The following is a 15,554-nucleotide window of genomic DNA, read 5'->3' on the forward strand; positions in this document are numbered from 1 at the left end:
GTTGTCGGTTATAGGGACTTTTTTACCCAACACCTCTCTTATTTGCTAACCGACTAGCCTTTCAATTAGTTAAAATTACGTACTTGTCTGCCAGAATATATAGAACGCGGATTTTTAGCTAACCTTCTTTATTCATGCAACCTCTGATTCAAGCGCTTGTTGGCACCTGGTTTATCTGTAGTACGAGTTTCCCCATGTGGCTGAAGGGAGACAAAACCAGCCCCACTTTCACTTATTCCGTTACGGATAAAAAAGGCGCAACCAACGTATTGCTGGATTCGGTGAAGTACCAGCAAAAGGGCGAATTGCAAACCCTCATCGGTTTCGATTATCAGAATCCTACTGATTCGTCAGCCTTTGTCTGGCGCGGGAAAGGGCTATTGAGTCTGGTACGAAGCCATTGGAAAGTTGTCTTACAAGATCCTGATGGCCAATGGGCAGTGATCTGGTTTTCCAAAACGCTGTTTACACCTGAGGGCGTTGATATTATCAGCCGCACTCCGCAACTTCCCGAGAAGACCCTCAACCATATCAAGTCGTTAATGGCCGACAATCCGCAGCTCGCCAAACACCTAGCCAACGTGCGCGACTTGCCAATTCGTTAGCAAGGGTCGGTTGATCTGGCGCGAGTATTCACTCGTGCTTTTTAATATAGCGAGCATACGCTCGCATTCATGTTTAGGCACGAGTGAATACTCGCGCCAGAAAGCACCTGTACCATGAACTACACCCGAATGCCGATTGAAATCGAATCGCCGGAAGAGATTGGCTATTCGACTATCCAGTACAACCTGGCCGAAAGTTCGGTGCGTGATATTTATGTAAAAGACCTGAATATCAAGCTGGACGATCTGTTACTCTATTACGGCCATCACCGGGGACATCCTGATTTACTAGCCTGCATTGCCAGCGAGAGTTCGGCTTTAAAGCCGGAAGACGTGCTGGTTTGTGGGGGTGCCGCTACTGCTTTGTTTATCGTCGCCACTACGCTGCTCAGTGAGGACGATCATCTGGTTGTGGTGCGACCCAATTATGGAACCAACCTCGAAACACCACGCGCCATCAACTGCGAAATGAGCATTATCGATTTAACATTCGATGAACGCTTTACGCTAAACGTTGATGAAGTTCAGAAAGCTATTCGGCCTACTACACGGCTCATCAGCATTACCAATCCGCATAACCCCACCGGAACCATTATTGCGGAGGATGTTCTCAATGAATTAATCGAGCTAGCTGAAGTGAATAACTGCTACTTACTTGTCGATGAAACCTACCGCTATCTGAATTTCCAGACACCGCTTCTTCCCTATTTGGCGGAGAAAAGTAAGCGTGTTATTTCCGTCAGCTCGCTCTCGAAAGCGTTTGGTGTACCAGGTATCCGTATCGGCTGGATCATCAGTCAGGACGCAGGGCTGATGCACAAGTTTCTGGCTGCCAAGGAGCAAATCATGATTACAAACTCGGTGGTGGATGAACACATTGCCCTACATATTTTACAAAACCAAGCGCGTCTTTTAGAGGAAGCCCATCGGCACATACGAACCAATTTTGCCATTATCAAGCAGTTTTTCGCACAAACGGCCTACCTCGACTGGGTGGAGCCAACTGCGGGTGTTGTCTGCTTCCCACGTCTAAAAGTGGGATACTCTCTCAATGCCGAAGCCTTTTATCAATCCCTATACTCAAGCTACCACACCCTCGTCGGGCCGGGCCACTGGTTCGAGCAGGACAAAATCTATATGCGGATTGGCTTTGGCTATCCCACTACAGAAGAGTTGACAACCGGTCTGCAAAATCTGGAGCGCTGTTTGGGGGAACATTTGCGAAATGAGAATGAATAATGGACAATGTATAATGGATATACGTACAACCCATTATACATTGTTCATTATCAATTATTCATTTCCCCTGAGTTTCATACTGATAAATCCACTCAGAAACCGTAGCCATGACGCCCGACGTCAGCTTATCGTCTTTGATATCTTTCGACAACAGAACCAGCACATACTGACGACCATCGGGTAAAATAACAATGCCCGAATCGTGCCGGACACCCACAATTGATCCCGTTTTATGCGCCACTTTTACATCTTTCGGGAGCTTGGCGGGAATAGCATCGTTAAATTTCTGCTCCAGCAAGGTAGCAATCATGGCTTTCGAAGCTTCGGGACTCACGGCCTGACCAGTCGCAATCTTGTCAAAAATCAGCATCAGGTCGTAAGCGGTAGTTGAGTTGTTCAATCCTTTAGCGAAAGCTTTTGAATCCTCTACCCCCCGCCGAACCTGAATGTCTTTAGCACCCAGGTCGCGCATGGTTTGCAATACATTGGGGGCACCCACGCGTTCGATAATCAGGTTCGTTGCCAGATTACTACTGACGGTGATCATGTCGTAAACCAGAGACGCCAGCGTTCGTTTCGTACCAATCTGTTTATAGGTAACGGAATCACTGTCCGATGAAACCGGCAGCGTATACGGACTACCATCGACAATACTTTTGAACTCGGTTTTGATCAGAATCGAATCCGAGAGCGACAGTTTACCCTGCGCCTGCTGTTTATACACCTCAATCATAACCGGCGTTTTCATGGTACTGGCCGCATGAAACACCTCCCGTTCCCGAATCAGCAACTCGTTCCCGGTTGCGATATCCTTGAACGCAACGGCAAATACGCCGGGGTATTTACCAAGTTCCTGCTCAATCTTCTGACGCAGTTCCGGGATTGTCAGACGAGATTGTGCCTTAAGGGGCATCCAGCTTATTGATAAGCAGGCAACTAGTATTCGTAAGTAGTTGGCTTTGTAATTCTGACGCTTCATTTGTTTCAGGTTGTATAAAGGATACTGGTAAAGGCCAAAATTTAGTCAATTAGCCGCATTTCATCATAGCTCCCGCATGTCCCTTTCCGCCTTTTTTGTGTATTATTAGGAGTTCAATACGGAAACCACGGAAGTGAACACGGAGAACACAGAAAAAAAAACTCCGCTTTCTCCGTGTTAATCTCCGTGTTCTCCGTGTTTAGCGAAAACTACAACCTGAAAATCAATACATTACAATGGATTTCTCGAAGTACAAGAAAAGTACCTCATCTGTATGGGCAGGTGAAACCGAACCAACCGCCGATGGTGCCGTAACAACCCCAATTATCCGAAGTGTTGCATTTGCCTATGATGATCTGGACGAGTGGCACAACGTCGCAACGGGTAAAGCCGAGGGATACATTTACAGCCGCAATACAAACCCAACGGTACATGTACTCGAAGAAAAGATCCGCATTCTGGAAGGTGCCGAAGCCGCTACATCCTTTGCAACAGGTATGGGTGCCATCAGCAATACCTTATTTGCATTGCTGGGGCCAGGAAAACGGGTTGTTTCGCTCAATGATACCTACGGTGGCTCCAGTCGAATCTTCCTCGACTTTTTACCCCGCTATCAGGTAAACGTCACGCTCTGCGACACAACCGATTTTGATCTACTCGAAACTGAAATCGCGAAAGGCTGCGACGTTCTCTATCTCGAAACGCCCACCAACCCAACGCTGAAAATTGTCGATATAGCCCGGCTGGCAGCGGCTGCTAAAAAAGTGGGCGCTATTACGGTTGTCGATAACACATTTGCGACCCCTATTAATCAAAACCCGCTCGCCTTAGGTGCCGACCTGGTCGTTCATAGTGCCACTAAGTTCCTCGGTGGCCACTCCGATGCAATGGGCGGTGTGTTGTGCGGGAAGAAAGAATTGGTCGAGAAAGTGTTCCAATTCCGGGAAATCAACGGAGCCAGCCTGCAAGCCGATCCGGCGTATATGATTGCCCGTGGCATGAAAACGCTCGAACTTCGAATTGAGCGACAAAATGCATCCGCACTGACTATCGCGAAGTATCTGAAGGCCCACCCTAAGGTCAGCGAGGTATTTTATCCCGGTCTCGAAACCCATCCCGGCCACGACATTGCTAAGGCACAAATGTCAGGGTTTGGCGGTATTCTAAGTTTTTCATTGAATGGCGGATACGACCACGTAAAGAAATGCCTGCCGAAACTTCAGTTTGTGCATCTGGCTGCTAGTCTTGGTTCTGTAAGCACCTTAGCAGGCCCACCCCGAACAACGAGCCATGTTGAACTGACCGAGGCCCAACGGAAACAACTAGGCATTCCCGAAAGCCTGATCCGCTACTCGGTCGGGATTGAAAACGTAGAAGATTTGCTAGCCGATTTGGAAAATGCACTGGCTACCTTATAGCCCGCTGCGCTACGCATGGAACATTTCTACAAATCACTGATTGGCTGTTTACTGGCAGGTCTTTCACTACCGTTTGCCAGCCTTGGGCAAACTAAGCTGGCCCAGCAGGCAAGCACGTCAAACGCAACGGCATTACTGGCACGGATGGATAAAGCAGCTGATGGCCTGACGGGAAAGGTCGTCGACTGGCGCCGAGATATTCACCAGAACCCTGAATTGGGAAATCGGGAGATTCGGACAGCAGCTAAAATAGCAGCTCATTTGCAAGCGCTGGGCATTGAGGTAAAAACGGGTGTCGGTAAAACTGGCGTTGTTGGCTTGCTGAAAGGAGGGAAACCTGGCGGACCAGTCGTTGCTTTGCGGGCCGATATGGATGCGCTGCCGATTACCGAGCGCAATGACTTATCATTTAAATCTACGGTCTCAACCGAATATAATGGGAAACCGACGGGCGTTATGCATGCCTGCGGGCACGATTCGCACGTAGCGATGCTGATGGGTGCTGCCGAAATACTGGCCTCGGTTCGGAGTGAGTTACGGGGCACTGTCAAGTTCATTTTTCAGCCTTGCGAAGAAGGGCCACCTACTGGCGAAGAAGGAGGAGCCAAATTGATGGTGAAAGAAGGTGTGCTCGATAACCCGAAAGTAGATGTCATTTTTGGCCAGCACATTGCTTCTGGAACGAACGTGGGCACCTTCACCTATCGCCCCGGAAGCGTTAGCGCCGAGAACGACATCTTCAAAATAACAGTGCGGGGCAAACAAACGCATGGAGCTGCTCCCTGGTCGGGCGTTGACCCTATTGCTACGGGTGCCCAGATCATTCTGGGATTACAAACCATTGTGAGCCGAAACATGCCTCTTACCGAGCAGGCAGCCGTCTTAACAATTGGGGCATTTCATAGTGGTATTCGGGAAAACATCATCCCCGAAGAAGCTACGATGATCGGTACCATCCGTACCCTCGACACCACCATGCGGAATACGATGTACCGGCGTATAAAAGAAGTCGTTACAAACATTGCCGAAAGCGCGGGAGCTAGCGCCGAAGTTGATATCAGCATGGAAGATGCGATGCTGGTCAACAACAAAGAGTTAACGGCAAAAATGGTCCCTACCCTACAGGCATTGGCCGGTGTATCGAATGTACTATTGGTTCCATCGGGCATGGGTTCCGAAGATTTTGCCTATTTCGCCCAGAACGTACCCGGCTTCTTTTTCAGTACAGGTGCCCGACCGAAAGACAAAAAACCGGGTCAGGTTCCGCACCACAGCCCCGACTTCCAGATCGATGAAAGTGGCTTTACTTACGGTGTAAAAGCCCTTTGCCACCTGACCGTGAATTATATGAATCAGTATACAAAGTAGCGCGGACTGGAAGTCCATGCGACACAAAACCTCTATAACCAATGAAAATACTTTCCTCACTTTTACTCAGTCTATTACTCATCACTGGTCTGCAGAGTAATGCACAAACTAACTCGAAAAAAACCGTCGATCTGGCGGCCCAACGCCTGGAGCAGGAATTGGACAACATCGCAAAACTGGCCAAGGGCAAAGTGGGAATTTGTGCACTCCACCTCGAATCGGGCAAGCAGGTTAGCCTGAACTTACAGGAACGGTTTCCGATGGCCAGTACGGTTAAAGTCGCTATTGCGGTGCAACTTTTTACACTGATCGAACAAGGTAAACTTTCCTTGATGACAATGACCGATCTGCAACCGTCTGACCTTCATCCAGGTAGTGGCACACTGGACGTCCTTTTTGCCAAACCCGGCGTTCAATTATCTGTCCAGAACTTGCTCGAACTGATGATGGTCATTAGTGATAACTCGGCAACGGATATTCTCCTTCGTTTAGTAGGTGGCACCGAAGCGGTTCAGAATCGGGTGAAAGCGCTAGGCATTACTGGCATGTCGGTAGACCGCACCATTATTCAGTTGTTGGCTGATCTTGACGGCATTACCCTCCCGCCCAGCAGTCAGTGGACGCTTGGTTTTTATGCCAAACTAGACAGCGCCACGACGCCAGCCATGAAACGGGAAGCGACCGCTAAACTTAACGCTGACCCGCGCGACACTTCTACCCCCGAAGCAATGGTCAACTTACTGGCCCAAATCTATCGGGGAACGGCCCTCAAACCCGAAAGCCGGGCGTTGCTGCTGGGCGTTATGGAACGTTGCCGGGGCGGTGCCGCCCGACTCAAAGGGTATTTGCCACCCAATACGGTCATTGCGCATAAAACAGGTTCGCTGGATGGCGCTGCTACCGACGATGTGGGCATTATCACCTTACCTGGCGATGCGGGCCATATCGCGATTGCTGTCTTTGTGGGTAATTCACCTATGCCATTGGCTGAACGGGAGCAGGTAATTGCCCACAGCGCCCGCTCGATTTACGATTACTTTTTGTACCAGCCACCTGCCTCAACTACAGCAACTCGTTGATCCACAGAATAAAACATACGCCATATCTACAAGATATGGCGTATGTTCTCTAGCCTATCTATCAACCCTCACCAAATTCGGCTGGCGATTAGATTGATAATACTGTTGACTACGAAGGCAATACCAAACGACAGGGCAATTGAAAACGAAGGCAGCAGAAAGGCTTGAAGAAATAGAAAGGTCGTGAACCCCAAAAGACCAATCACCAGCCCTCGCAGCGTTGTAATGGCCGCATTACTCCCCATGAGGGTATGGGAAAAAATAGCCAGCACCGACGTCATGATTGGAAATGGGGTTAAAATACCACTCCAGCTCGGTCCCAGAATATTGGCTAATCCCGTAATAACCAGCACAAACAGAGTAGCAACGCCCATTCGAATCGGAATGTCGAACGGCAAGCGACGAACCTGAACGACGTGATCAGTTGGCTTTGGGAAAAAATAGAGCGCCAATAGAACCGAAGTAATCACCAGCCCGTAACTCAGGACTACATTCAACTGTAAATAATTGAACAGCAGAGCAATAGCCGTAAACGTCATATACGAAAGCACTAGCGTTGGCAACCAGGCTAATTTTCGGGAAAACGACGAGTAGCTCAGGCAAAAGCCGATTAGTGCCAGAATACCCGTCATTGCTCCCTGAATCGACTGAATCCCGAAGGTTTTGCCCTGCTCAAGAATGAAGAATAGCAGAATCGGACCGGCCGTCCAGGGCATACTCCCGATCAATCCCCCAATTTTGTTGCCCCATTTCCGAATGGCCAACGTGACCAAGGCTATGACCGTTGGAATTAGGGTTACTTTAAGCAGGAGAAGGTTCATAGGCCGCGTCTGATTGTAAACGTAGTTTCTGGTAATTGGGCAGGTTTCTATTACTTTGCTACTAGGTTAAATCCTGAACCGGTTAATACTGAAGCTGTTTAAACTTTTGTTTATCAGTGTTTTTGTCATCCCGACGCAGGAGGGATCTTCGGATGAGCCGATACAACATCCATCTACCGAAGATCCCTCCTGCGTCGGGATGACAAAAACACACTGATCCATACTTGATTTTAGAAAGTTAAAACAGCTTCATTAAATAGTTTTTTTGTCATTTCGACGCAGGAGAAATCCGCTCCAGTGGCCTAGTCAAGCTTGACTAATGCGAAACTTTAAGATTTCTCCTGCGTCGAAATGACAAAAAACTAATTAGCCGCAATGGCAAGTCGTTTGCCAAATTTATATTGGCTATCGTAGGCCAATCCAAGACCAACGCTGGACAGTTTGTTTTCATCCGCAATGGACGCGTTTGGGAAGAGTCGCTTAAATTCGGCTTGAACAGAATGGACTTCGGTAGAACCGCCCGTCAGAATGACCAGCTCAATCGCTTCGGCTTTCACCCCCGCTTCCTGAAGGCACTGCCGGGCCGAAGCTGATATTTTCTCGACTTCATCCTCAATAGAGGCTTCAAACAAGCTGCGTTTGATTGGTACAGAAAAATCAGCCTCAATAAAATCAAGCAGGGTTTTGTACTCATCCTGATCGCTCAGGGCAATTTTGGCCCCCTCGGCAGCGGCCAGGAGTGTATGACCCGTTTCGTCTTCAAGAACTTTCAGGAGCCGTTTGTAGCGCGTCTTATCATGCGACTGGTGGAGCAGTTGCCGTACCTGCATAATCGTTTTGGGCGTGTACAGAAAGTTAACTTTACTCCATTCGGCCAGATCATAAAACGGCTTTAGCGGGACTTCCAGGCTCTTCTCGCCGTAGGTACTGCGATAACCGATTTCAGGCATGATAGCCGCTAAACTCAGTTCTTTATCAAAGTCATTCCCGCCAACCCGAACGCCCGTATTAGCCAGAATATCCGACGCCCGATCGGGTTTATTGATGTATTTATTTGATAATCTAATGACCGTGAAATCGGAGGTACCACCGCCCAAATCGGCAACAATGGCCAGTTTTTCACCACTTAACCGGGCTTCGTGCGCGAAAGCGGCTGCGATAGGTTCGAACTGAAAGTCGATGTATTTGAAGCCAATACGCTGCGCAATCAGCTGCAACTCTGCCTGCGCCCGAACATCGGCATCGGGGTCATTATCAACAAAGTGAACGGGACGCCCCATCACCACATGCTCGATTTCCTGGCCAGCAACTGAGTCGGCCTTATCTTTCACATGCTTCAGAAAAGCGGTAATGATCGACGAAAAATTCATGGATGCCCCATTCACCAGCGTACCCTGTTTCATCAGCGATGTTCCCAAAACTCGCTTTAAACTCCGCATGAACCGCCCTTCCTGCCGATCGAAGAACAAATTAACCGCCGTTCGCCCATAGAACGCCTTGTTGTTGCTGCGTTGAAAGAAGATAGCACTCGGGATCGTTACCGATGCGTTTTCAACAGGTACCAGATTGATTTCACCGTCATTGGCAATAGCTACGCTTGTATTTGATGTACCGAAGTCGATTCCGCAAGAAAGTGTTGTCATCCTTAAACGCCCGTTTTAGTAGAAAAAGGGCGCAAATTTACGATTAAAAACGGTTTATAGACCGCTGATTTTTATGATTATTCTGATTAATCTTGATTGTTTGACTAATCCTCCTTTCTGGTATGCAGTGATGTCAGCTACTCATAGCTGACATCACAACAATCAAATCTTAACGATCATAAAAATCAGCGTTCTATTGTTATCATAAAATCCATAACTTAAGGCAAACAACCTGCTATTCATGAAAAAGTCTTTAGGTCGCTGTTTATGCTCCGTTGGGGCACTGTTGGGTCTGTTTACCTCAGCGTTGGCGCAGACTCCGGCGTATGATCTTCCTAAAAGTAAATACGGCCTTCCGGTAGTTAATGATGTAAACATCTACAAGAAGATTGTAGCGACTGACCCTGATAATGAGCTGGTCGATATGCGTACTATTTTACCACAGGCGCAGTTTGACGTTACCTATGCCGACACGACCAATTTTCTGAAGCGTAAGTTGTACCCAACGGCCGATGTCTTCATGCGAAAACCGGCAGCCCTGGCGCTTCGGCAGGCCAGCGAAAATTTAAAAAAGCAGGGATTTGGGCTGCTTCTCTTCGATGGCTACCGACCGTATGCCATTACGGTACTTTTCTATGAAGAACATGGCGACACCACCTTCGTTGCCGATCCACGGAAAGGATCAAAACACAACCGGGGCATGGCCATTGATTTATCACTTTTCGATCTTAAAACGGGCAAACGCCTGTCTATGCCGTCGGGTTATGATGAATCGACGCCCCGCGCTTATCATAACTACATGGATTCTGACAGTGCCTCACTAGCGCACCGCGCCATTTTGCGCTCAGCAATGGAAAAGGTAGGCTTTTCTATTTTTCCGTGGGAATGGTGGCACTACGATTTTAAAGGTTGGGAAAGCTGTTTCACTTATGATTTATCACACGAAACGATTCGAAAGGCCAATAAAATGCTGCCTAAGGTTAAGACCAAATGAGTTTTAGTTTTTGTCATGCTGACGAAGGAAGCATCTTAAAATGTCCTTACTCATCTATTGGGATACATTAAGATGCTTCCTTCGTCAGCATGACAAAAATGACGTTCAAACAAAAGTTTAAACAGGTTCATAATAAAAAAGCAGCCCGACGGCTTGCCGGGCTGCTGCGAATAACAGAACGCTCCTCAATTACTCTTTCAGGCTTTTCAAATACGCGATGCTTTTGGGCATTTGTTCGTATTCTTTGTTGCTCTCGTCTTCGATGTAATAGTGCTTAACACCGGCTTTTTTCGCTAAGCGTAAAATTTCAGGAATGTTTACCTGACCATCGCCAAGGACAACGTCATTTTCGGGAGGAGTGCCGCCAGTCAAATCACCCTTAACACCTTTCTTTAGGTCTTTCAGGTGCATCAATTTGTAACGGCTGCCATATTTTTTCAACAAGGCAACTGGATCAGCACCACCATGTTGTGCCCACAAAATGTCCATTTCGAACGAAACATATTGTGGGTTGGTATTTTTAACGATGTAGTCGTACAGCGTACCATCTTCGTACGGATGGAATTCGTAGCCGTGATTGTGGTAGCAGAACGTTATTCCGTTCTCCTTCATCGTTTTGCCGATCCGGTTAAAATCCTCGACGGCTTTCTTGGCATTCTCCAGGTTAAAATTCGCCTTTTGATGAGGAATCCAGGCGCACATAATAAACGAAGCGCCTAGTGCTTTGGCTTTATTAATGGCAGGCATAGGGTCTTTCGCCAGTTCTTCGTATCCGCCACCTGTCGCCGAAATTTTAATACCCCGCTCGTCGCATAATTTTTTGAATTCGGCTTCGGTATATCCTTTAGGCGCTCCACCCTCCATATCGGTGATGCCTAGCGCTTTGATTGTATCCAGCGTGGCAATGACATTTTTAGGGAAGCTGGCCCGGTAAGTGTACGACTCGACCCCGATGGGGAAGGTATACAGCTTGCCTTTTTGAGCGAAGCTGTCTGTTAAATTGAGTAAGGAAACGGTTGCCAAACACAACGAGAAAAAGGTTTTTTTCATGGTTATCGGTTTTCTTTTTAAATGCATTTATAGCCTAATGAGTAACCCGGATCATACATGAAACTAACGTGGCGAATACTCATCCAGCAATAAGTTGGCCTTACTAGCTTTCGCGTATTTCACGACTTTAGTTGAAACGCAAGCCTGGTCTATAAGACAAGATTGGCCTTGTTTTTACTTATATTGGTGTCAAGAGCTGATTCAGCTGCAAGTAGATTTTGATTTTATGCCTCTCTCTGTTGCATGCAACGAAGGACGTTTATTCAGAACACGGGTTTACTCACGGCAGCCCTGAGCACAGCCGGAACGGAGCTTCTGGCCGTTTCGCCATCACAGAACGTAGTCAAAAACAAGCTGCCGAAATGGAAAGGCTTTAACATGCTGGATTTCTTCTCACCCGATCCTGCCAACAGCCGACCCGCTTCGCAGGAAAACTACTTCAAATGGATGCAGGATTGGGGATTTGATTTCGTCCGGATTCCGATGGCCTATCCAGCTTATCTCAAATTCGACCGAAGTCGCAATATCACCCCAGACGAAGTCTATCAAATTGATCAGCAAGCTGTTGATCGGATCGATGCGCTGGTTGCCATGGCGCATAAGTATAACCTACACGTAAGTCTGAATTTGCATCGGGCACCAGGCTATTGCGTCAATGCGGGCTTTCATGAGCCTTACAATCTGTGGGCCGATCAGGCGGCACTCGATGCATTCTGCTTTCACTGGAACATGTGGGCAAAACGGTACAAGAACGTATCGTCGAAGAAAATCAGCTTCGATCTGTTGAATGAACCCAGCCTGCGAGCCGATATGAACGATCAGCATGCTAAACACAGTACCGTACCGGGCGAAGTTTATCGGAAAGTGGCTCTGGCTGCCTCAGAAGCTATCTGGAAAGAAAATAAAAACCACCTCATTATTGCTGATGGGAACGATACAGGTTCATCGGTCATACCGGCCATTGCCGATCTGAACATTGCGCAAAGTTGCCGGGGTTATAATCCGGGCATTATTTCGCATTACAAAGCCCCTTGGGCGAATAAGGACCCAGATCATTTACCCGAACCGAAATGGCCGGGCCAAGTGGGCGATAAATACCTGAGTCGCGCTATGCTCGAAACCTTCTACCAGCCCTGGATTGAGCTGGTCAATAAGGGCGTTGGTGTCCATTGTGGTGAGTGCGGTTGCTGGAACAAAACCCCACATGATGTGTTTCTGGCGTGGTTTAAAGATGTGCTCGATATTCTGTCGAGCAATGGAATTGGCTTTGCGCTCTGGGAATTTGTAGGCTCATTCGGCATTCTTGATTCCGGCCGTACCGATGTTGCCTACGAAGATTGGTACGGTCACAAGCTGGATAGGAAGTTGTTGAATTTGATGCTGAAAGCGTAAAGTACTTTAAAGGTAACTCTTCGTCAATGTAGATACGTATGACCCCTTCAGGGTCACATGTTTATAGAGATGCCGGTTTCCCTATAAACATGTGACCCTGAAGGGGTCATACGCTTACGGCATAAGTTTACATCAAACCAAATAGTAAATCGTCGTTACTTTATTAATGGGTTTCTGTCAGGATGGAAATGCCTCATAAGGGGACATACAAAAAATGTGAATTTGAATCCATCACTCATTTAGGCATGCCTGGTACGTTTTCCCAAATCTATATCCATGTTGTTTTTGCAGTGAAAGGTAGAAATAGCTTGATCGCTCCAACATGGGAAGAAAACCTTTACAAATACATAACTGGTATTGTACAGCAGAAAGGACAAAAAATGCTGGCGATCAGCGGAATGCCAGATCACGTGCATTTTCTGATTGGCATGAAGCCGTCCTGTTGCCTGTCTGATTTGATTCGAGAAATCAAGAAATCATCGAACGCCTTCATTCAGGAAAGCCAATATTGCAAATTCAAGTTTGAGTGGCAGGAAGGTTATGGGGCTTTTTCTTATAGCCATTCTGCCCTAGACTCCGTCATTGCTTATATCACCAACCAAAAGGATCATCATCGAAACAGGACATTCCAAGAGGAATACACCACATTCTTACGAAAATTTCAAATCGAATTTAAACAAGAATATCTGTTTGAGTGGATTGACGGATGAATCCGAAGGATTCCCATGTTTATAGTAAAGCAAGTCCACATGACGTTCGACCCCGACGGGGTCGTATAACTCTATTGTAGCTTCGTGTGCTATAAACATGGTATCCCTTCGGGATAGGTTACCACTCAGACCAACTCAGCCGCAGGTTGCCCTTTGCGAGTCGTTTGCCGATGTAGGCGACGATTATATAAATCCGAACTGAGATTTGACTGGTCGAGAGAAACAGCGGTCGCTCGGTCGCCGATTGTTGCTACCTGGACTTCGAAGGCCATTTCCTGCCGCAGATAGTCGGTGGTTTGGTTGTGTTTCGCGGCTTCTTCTACTAACTGAATAGTGAGATGCCGCGTATATTCTTCATCGCCCGACGCTTCCAACAGCTTATTGAATTGAGCTAAAAATTCACCGTGTAAATAAGGCCGGGTTCCTTTATCTACCGACAACTGAACCTGACGGTATGACTGCGATACGAAATACTGAAGTTGGTTTGAATTACTCATAACTATAAATATCTGTGGTTTTGTTGACGTCAATTTGGGAATAATGTTACGATAAATAACAAAAAATAGTTTTAACTAATTTTATAGTAGCTAAAATTAAGCCCGGATGATATATGGCGTAAAAAATTCATTTAATAGAATTTCCCATTTAAAATTTTTCAATTTTCTTATTTATCACTACTAAATGAAAGTGATGTTCTCTAGCTCTCAAATTATGATTTGTTGCGACATTCATTATTTTTTTCGTTTAGACTTACTCATTAACACCTTCTGGGGAAGCCCATTTTCTCAATAACAGCTATAAGTCAGACAAGTAGATAAATCAGGCATTCCTGTTTGCCCACTAGATTCGTTTTGTTCGATCATGCCCTTAACCATTACGCTTCTTGGCATCCTGGTCCTGATTGCCCTCATTTCGGTTGCCCGATTGCACACATTTCTGGCATTTCTCGCTGTCTCTATTGGCGTCGGCCTGGCACTTGGCTTGAAACCGCTGGCCATTGTCGAAGCCATCCAGAAAGGGATTGGCGGCACATTAGGCTCAATTACGGCCATCATTGCATTGGGTGCCATGCTCGGTAAACTGGTTGCTCAAAGTGGTGCCGCTCAGCGAATTGCCGTCAACATGATGGAGCTGGTAGGAACCCGACACGCCCGCTGGGCTTTTCTGGTAACGGGCTTCATTGTCGGCTTGCCCCTCTTCTATTCGGTGGGATTTATGTTGCTGGCGCCTTTGGTGATTACGGTAGCTTATCGGTATAAGCTCCCTGCGCTGTACATTGGTTTGCCCATGCTGGCTTCCTTGTCTGTCACGCAGGGTTATCTGCCACCTCACCCGGCTCCGTTGGCCATCCTGAAACAGTTTAATGCCAACATGGGTCTGACCTTATTTTATGGCATTATTGTATCGATTCCGGCCATTTTGATTTCGGGTGCACTATTTGGGTCAACGCTGAAACGCTACACAACCTTACCCAATCCTGCGTTCATTGCTCCCGATTTGCAGGAAGACCAGATGCCTTCGACCAGCGTGAGCTTTCTCACGGTCTTGCTCCCGATTCTGCTCATTGGCGTAAGTACAGTAGTCAGTCCGTTCCTACCCGCGAACTCAGTAAGTCAACAAATTCTTTTGTTTGTGGGTGAGCCCATTGTAAGTATGTTCATTGCGGTTCTGGTTGCGCTATTTACGCTTGGCATCTGGCGGGGAAAAACCATGCCCGAGGTGACTACTCTCCTGGGCGATGCCATTAAGGACGTAGCCATGCTTTTTCTGGTTTTTGGCGGAGCAGGTGCCCTAAAACAAGTATTGACCGATGGGGGCGTCAACCAATCCATTGCCGACATGATGCAGAACTCGTCGGTTCATCCTTATGTACTGGCCTGGGGAATGGCCGCGCTCATTCGGGTCTGCGTGGGTTCATCAACAGTATCGGGTATTACAACGGCCGGATTTGTATCACCCTTGTTAGCATCCACCGGCGTAGAGCCTAACTTAATGGTGCTGAGTATCGGAGCCGGGAGCATGATGTTTTCGCACGTCAACGATACAGGTTTCTGGCTGTTCAGGGAATATTTTCAGCTCTCGATGGTCGATACACTCAAAACCTGGTCCATCATGGAAACGCTGGTTTCGGTATCGGGTCTGGCTGGCGTAATGGTGTTGAGTTGGTTGATTAGCTGATGCCCAATCAGCCAATGTGTGATATCAGATGCTTACATCTGACATAATAAGGTTTCTCAAAACCTACTGTCATTCGTT

At 47.4% G+C, this 15,554-nt stretch carries 14 protein-coding genes; 9 read left to right on the plus strand and 5 right to left on the minus strand.

Annotated elements, in window-relative coordinates:
- Positions 1-134: 134 nt before the first annotated feature.
- Entirely contained in the window at positions 135-605 is a 471-nt protein-coding gene (locus tag ACYVGR_RS35900; protein ID WP_460965477.1) for a lipocalin/fatty acid-binding family protein, read from the plus strand.
- A 114-nt stretch (positions 606-719) separates the two neighbouring features.
- Positions 720-1,844, plus strand: coding sequence for an aminotransferase class I/II-fold pyridoxal phosphate-dependent enzyme (locus ACYVGR_RS35905; RefSeq protein WP_460965479.1), 1,125 nt, complete (start codon positions 720-722; stop codon positions 1,842-1,844).
- Between the two features lie 58 nt (positions 1,845-1,902).
- On the opposite strand, the gene ACYVGR_RS35910 is transcribed toward ACYVGR_RS35905, so the two are convergent.
- Positions 1,903-2,823 (minus strand): serine hydrolase, encoded by a 921-nt coding sequence (locus ACYVGR_RS35910; protein WP_460965480.1) that lies wholly within the window; start codon positions 2,821-2,823, stop codon positions 1,903-1,905.
- Positions 2,824-3,059: 236 nt separating this feature from the next.
- Between ACYVGR_RS35910 and ACYVGR_RS35915 the strand changes: the two genes are divergently transcribed.
- From ACYVGR_RS35915 to bla, 3 genes are read left to right on the plus strand one after another with little or no spacing between them, the layout of a single operon-like run.
- Positions 3,060-4,241 carry a cystathionine gamma-synthase family protein gene (locus ACYVGR_RS35915; protein WP_460965482.1) on the plus strand — a complete coding sequence of 394 codons (1,182 nt, stop codon included), beginning with the start codon at positions 3,060-3,062 and terminating at the stop codon, positions 4,239-4,241.
- Positions 4,242-4,256: 15 nt separating this feature from the next.
- The gene (locus ACYVGR_RS35920; RefSeq protein WP_460965484.1) at positions 4,257-5,609 is read left to right on the plus strand and encodes an amidohydrolase; all 1,353 of its coding nucleotides are present in this window, start codon (positions 4,257-4,259) and stop codon (positions 5,607-5,609) included.
- A gap of 41 nt (positions 5,610-5,650) precedes the next feature.
- Positions 5,651-6,688 carry a class A beta-lactamase gene (gene bla, locus ACYVGR_RS35925; protein WP_460965486.1) on the plus strand — a complete coding sequence of 346 codons (1,038 nt, stop codon included), beginning with the start codon at positions 5,651-5,653 and terminating at the stop codon, positions 6,686-6,688.
- A 68-nt stretch (positions 6,689-6,756) separates the two neighbouring features.
- Here the strand turns inward: bla and ACYVGR_RS35930 are convergent, their stop codons facing one another.
- Together ACYVGR_RS35930 and ACYVGR_RS35935 are read right to left on the minus strand one after the other, a co-directional pair.
- Entirely contained in the window at positions 6,757-7,509 is a 753-nt protein-coding gene (locus tag ACYVGR_RS35930) for a hypothetical protein (protein ID WP_460965488.1), read from the minus strand.
- Positions 7,510-7,871: 362 nt separating this feature from the next.
- Entirely contained in the window at positions 7,872-9,152 is a 1,281-nt protein-coding gene (locus ACYVGR_RS35935; RefSeq protein WP_460965490.1) for an Hsp70 family protein, read from the minus strand.
- A gap of 241 nt (positions 9,153-9,393) precedes the next feature.
- Between ACYVGR_RS35935 and ACYVGR_RS35940 the strand changes: the two genes are divergently transcribed.
- On the plus strand, positions 9,394-10,146 hold the full coding sequence (locus tag ACYVGR_RS35940) for a M15 family metallopeptidase (RefSeq protein ID WP_460965491.1): 753 nt from the start codon (positions 9,394-9,396) through the stop codon (positions 10,144-10,146).
- Between the two features lie 189 nt (positions 10,147-10,335).
- Here ACYVGR_RS35940 and ACYVGR_RS35945 read toward each other — a convergent pair whose 3' ends face one another.
- The gene (locus ACYVGR_RS35945; RefSeq protein WP_460965493.1) at positions 10,336-11,196 is read right to left on the minus strand and encodes a sugar phosphate isomerase/epimerase family protein; all 861 of its coding nucleotides are present in this window, start codon (positions 11,194-11,196) and stop codon (positions 10,336-10,338) included.
- 243 nt (positions 11,197-11,439) lie between these two features.
- Here ACYVGR_RS35945 and ACYVGR_RS35950 point away from each other — a divergent pair, with 243 nt between their 5' ends.
- On the plus strand, positions 11,440-12,588 hold the full coding sequence (locus ACYVGR_RS35950; protein WP_460965495.1) for a glycoside hydrolase family 5 protein: 1,149 nt from the start codon (positions 11,440-11,442) through the stop codon (positions 12,586-12,588).
- 245 nt (positions 12,589-12,833) lie between these two features.
- Positions 12,834-13,298 (plus strand): IS200/IS605 family transposase, encoded by a 465-nt coding sequence (tnpA, locus tag ACYVGR_RS35955; protein ID WP_460965497.1) that lies wholly within the window; start codon positions 12,834-12,836, stop codon positions 13,296-13,298.
- A 125-nt stretch (positions 13,299-13,423) separates the two neighbouring features.
- On the opposite strand, the gene ACYVGR_RS35960 is transcribed toward tnpA, so the two are convergent.
- Positions 13,424-13,795, minus strand: a complete 372-nt coding sequence (locus ACYVGR_RS35960) for a hypothetical protein (RefSeq protein WP_460965499.1) — start codon at positions 13,793-13,795, stop codon at positions 13,424-13,426.
- A 364-nt stretch (positions 13,796-14,159) separates the two neighbouring features.
- Between ACYVGR_RS35960 and ACYVGR_RS35965 the strand changes: the two genes are divergently transcribed.
- On the plus strand, positions 14,160-15,476 hold the full coding sequence (locus ACYVGR_RS35965) for a gluconate:H+ symporter (protein WP_460965501.1): 1,317 nt from the start codon (positions 14,160-14,162) through the stop codon (positions 15,474-15,476).
- The last annotated feature ends 78 nt before the right edge of the window (positions 15,477-15,554 follow it).

This window comes from Spirosoma litoris, assembly GCF_054776755.1.

Bases quoted from the DNA above. Each gene is read 5' to 3' on its own strand.
- ACYVGR_RS35900 (WP_460965477.1), top strand. From the start codon at position 135: ATGCAACCTCTGATTCAAGCGCTTGTTGGCACCTGGTTTATCTGTAGT.
- ACYVGR_RS35905 (WP_460965479.1), top strand. From the start codon at position 720: ATGAACTACACCCGAATGCCGATTGAAATCGAATCGCCGGAAGAGATT.
- ACYVGR_RS35910 (WP_460965480.1), bottom strand. From the start codon at position 2,823: ATGAAGCGTCAGAATTACAAAGCCAACTACTTACGAATACTAGTTGCC.
- ACYVGR_RS35915 (WP_460965482.1), top strand. From the start codon at position 3,060: ATGGATTTCTCGAAGTACAAGAAAAGTACCTCATCTGTATGGGCAGGT.
- ACYVGR_RS35920 (WP_460965484.1), top strand. From the start codon at position 4,257: ATGGAACATTTCTACAAATCACTGATTGGCTGTTTACTGGCAGGTCTT.
- bla (WP_460965486.1), top strand. From the start codon at position 5,651: ATGAAAATACTTTCCTCACTTTTACTCAGTCTATTACTCATCACTGGT.
- ACYVGR_RS35930 (WP_460965488.1), bottom strand. From the start codon at position 7,509: ATGAACCTTCTCCTGCTTAAAGTAACCCTAATTCCAACGGTCATAGCC.
- ACYVGR_RS35935 (WP_460965490.1), bottom strand. From the start codon at position 9,152: ATGACAACACTTTCTTGCGGAATCGACTTCGGTACATCAAATACAAGC.
- ACYVGR_RS35940 (WP_460965491.1), top strand. From the start codon at position 9,394: ATGAAAAAGTCTTTAGGTCGCTGTTTATGCTCCGTTGGGGCACTGTTG.
- ACYVGR_RS35945 (WP_460965493.1), bottom strand. From the start codon at position 11,196: ATGAAAAAAACCTTTTTCTCGTTGTGTTTGGCAACCGTTTCCTTACTC.
- ACYVGR_RS35950 (WP_460965495.1), top strand. From the start codon at position 11,440: ATGCAACGAAGGACGTTTATTCAGAACACGGGTTTACTCACGGCAGCC.
- tnpA (WP_460965497.1), top strand. From the start codon at position 12,834: ATGCCTGGTACGTTTTCCCAAATCTATATCCATGTTGTTTTTGCAGTG.
- ACYVGR_RS35960 (WP_460965499.1), bottom strand. From the start codon at position 13,795: ATGAGTAATTCAAACCAACTTCAGTATTTCGTATCGCAGTCATACCGT.
- ACYVGR_RS35965 (WP_460965501.1), top strand. From the start codon at position 14,160: ATGCCCTTAACCATTACGCTTCTTGGCATCCTGGTCCTGATTGCCCTC.